Annotated in this window: 1 protein-coding gene and 1 pseudogene; one reads left to right on the top strand and one right to left on the bottom strand. The window is 67.1% G+C overall.

The features are described from left to right. The first annotated feature begins 337 nt into the window (after nucleotides 1-337). Nucleotides 338-1,300: an aldo/keto reductase gene (locus ACFVYS_RS43750; protein WP_389511448.1), complete on the top strand. Its 963-nt coding sequence runs from the start codon at nucleotides 338-340 to the stop codon at nucleotides 1,298-1,300. Nucleotides 1,301-1,331: 31 nt separating this feature from the next. On the opposite strand, the pseudogene ACFVYS_RS43745 reads toward ACFVYS_RS43750, so the two are convergent. Beyond that, a pseudogene (locus tag ACFVYS_RS43745) lies at nucleotides 1,332-2,139 on the bottom strand (IS5 family transposase). Between the last annotated feature and the right edge of the window lie 256 nt (nucleotides 2,140-2,395).

Genomic DNA, 2,395 nt, shown 5'->3' with positions numbered 1-2,395 from the left:
AGCGTCGGCAGTCTTCTCGCCGAGGCGGCGGTCGGGTGCCTGAGTGGGACGTTTTCGTCCGGGCCGCCTCCCGCATCCTGCGATGCCGCAGAGTCGGCGCATACCCCCGGTTCGGCGTCAGTGCGGCCCGGTGGAGCGGGGCGGGTCCCGCTCTCGCCCCGCTCCACCGATCTGCGGATCACCGATGGCGTCAGCGCAGTGTGTACGCTGCGGGGAGGGTCTGCCGGACGGTGTTGCCCTGGCTGTCGGTCGCGCTGATCCGTAGGCCGACTCCCTCGGCGGCCTGGTCCCGCCGCGGGTTCCTGACCGTCGTGGTGAAGGTGTTCTTCCCGGTCGCCTGCGCGTCTCGGCGCTCGGCCTGGGGACCATGGGCATGTCCATGGCCTACGGCGCCTCGAACGACGACGCGAGCATCGCGACCATCCGCCGCGCCCACGAACTCGGCATCGACTTCTTCGACACCGCCGAGCTGTACGGCGCCGGTACGGGCAGTAACGAAATCCTCCTGGGCAAGGCAGTCCGCGACTTCCGCGACGCGGTGGGCCTCGCCACCAAGTTCGGCTTCGACATGACGACCCAGCCGCTGGGCTCCGGCTTCAACAGCCGCCCCGAGAACATTCGCAAGGTCGCCGAGAACAGCCTGCGCTACCTGCAGAGCGACCACATCGACCTCTTCTACCAGCACATCTCCGACCCCACTATTCCGGTCGAGGAGGTCGCGGGCGTGGTCGGCGATCTGATCACCGAAGGCAAGGTGAAGTACTTCGGCCTGAGCAACGTCGGCCCCCAGTACATCCGACGCGCCCACGCGGTCACCCCGCTCTCGGTGCTCCAGTACGAGTACTCGCTCCTCGAGCGGGAGGTGGAGGAGGAGATCCTTCCCGTCCTGCGGGAGCTCGGCATCGGCTTGGTGCCCTACTCCCCGCTCGGCCGCGGCTTCCTGACCGGGGCGGTCAAGCCCGCGAGTGAATACCCCGCGGACGACATGCGCAGATGGGACGAGCGCTGGCAGGGCGAGAACTACGCCTACAACCTCCGCGCCACCGAACAGCTCAAGGAACTCGCCGCAGCCAAGGGCATCACCACCGCCCAACTCGCGCTGGCCTGGCTCCTCGCCCAGGGTCAGGACATCGTGCCCATCCCCGGCACCCGCAGCGCCAAGCGTCTCGAGGAGAACGCCGGCGCGGACAGCGTCCAGCTCACTGACGCCGACATGGCCCACATCACCGAGATCCTCCCCCACGGCTCGGCGGGCAGCCGATACCCGGCCGCGACACTGTCCAGCTTCACCACCGACTGATCCCGCCGACGCCACAACGCCTCTCCACCGTTTATGTGGTGAGGCGCCGGTGGCAGATGAGAGCGGCGGCTATGCCGACGAAGGCAAGGAAGTGCTCGGGCTTGCGTTCATAGCGGCGGTGTAGGCGACGGCATCCGCCCAGCCAGGAAACCGTAAGTTCAACGACCCATCGATGATGGCCGAGCCGCTGCGAGGGCTCGATGCCCTTGCGGGTGATGCGGTGGGGTATGCCGCGGCTGCGGAGCCATCGTCGCAGGTGCTTGTAGTCGTAGCCTTTGTCCGAATACATTTCGCCGGGAGTCTGCGCCGAGGTCCGCGGCGGGAGCGAATGGGCGGGATGCCGCGCACAAGCGGTTCCAGGGCCTGGCTGTCGTGCATGTTGGCTCCGGAGATGCCCAGCGACAGCGGCAGTCCGTTCCGGTCGGTGAGCAGGCGAATCTTCGTTCCTGACTTGCCACGATCGGTCGGATTCGGTCCCGTCAGCATCCCCCTTTTACTGCACGGATGCTGACCGAATCGATCGCGCACCGCGACCAGTCCAGCTCACCCCGAGCACCGAGTTCATCCAGGACCACGCGGTAGAGCCGGGCCCAGACCCGGTCCCGACTCCACTGTGCGAACCTCTGGTACACCGTCTGCCAGGCCGGACCGAACACCGGCGGGAGCTGCCGCCACGTACAGCCCGAGGTCGCGACGAAGATGATCGCGGCCAGTGCCTCGCGGTCACCGGCTCGACGCCGACCCCCGCCCTGTGGACGCTTCACCTCGGCGGGCGGCACCACCCGCCGGAACAGAGCCCACAACTCGTCCGGTACCAGCCGCTCAACAGGAATCGTCATGCCCGGTTCAACGCGCGATCGGGTCATAAGAAACGATGTCTTAAAGAGTGTTTTGTCCCGCAGAGGTTGTTTGGCGGTGATTTGCAGACCGAGCTGGTGTGTGGTCCTTGGGGCAGACGTGCCTGATGTGGGGCAGGGGATTGGTGTCGTCGTTCGGCGACCCGTTTCGTTCCGTTCGCTCCTGTCTGATCCCAACGCGCCCCCGGTTGACCTCGTTTGCGCCCTGGGGAGGCGGCCTGCTCGACGGTACTACCGA

Source organism: Streptomyces sp. NPDC058295 (genome assembly GCF_042880655.1).
In the GTDB taxonomy this organism is placed as follows: Bacteria; Actinomycetota; Actinomycetes; order Streptomycetales; family Streptomycetaceae; genus Streptomyces; species Streptomyces coriariae.
The sequence above is the reverse complement of the archived record's forward strand: the minus strand, read 5'-3'. Positions and strand labels throughout refer to the sequence as shown.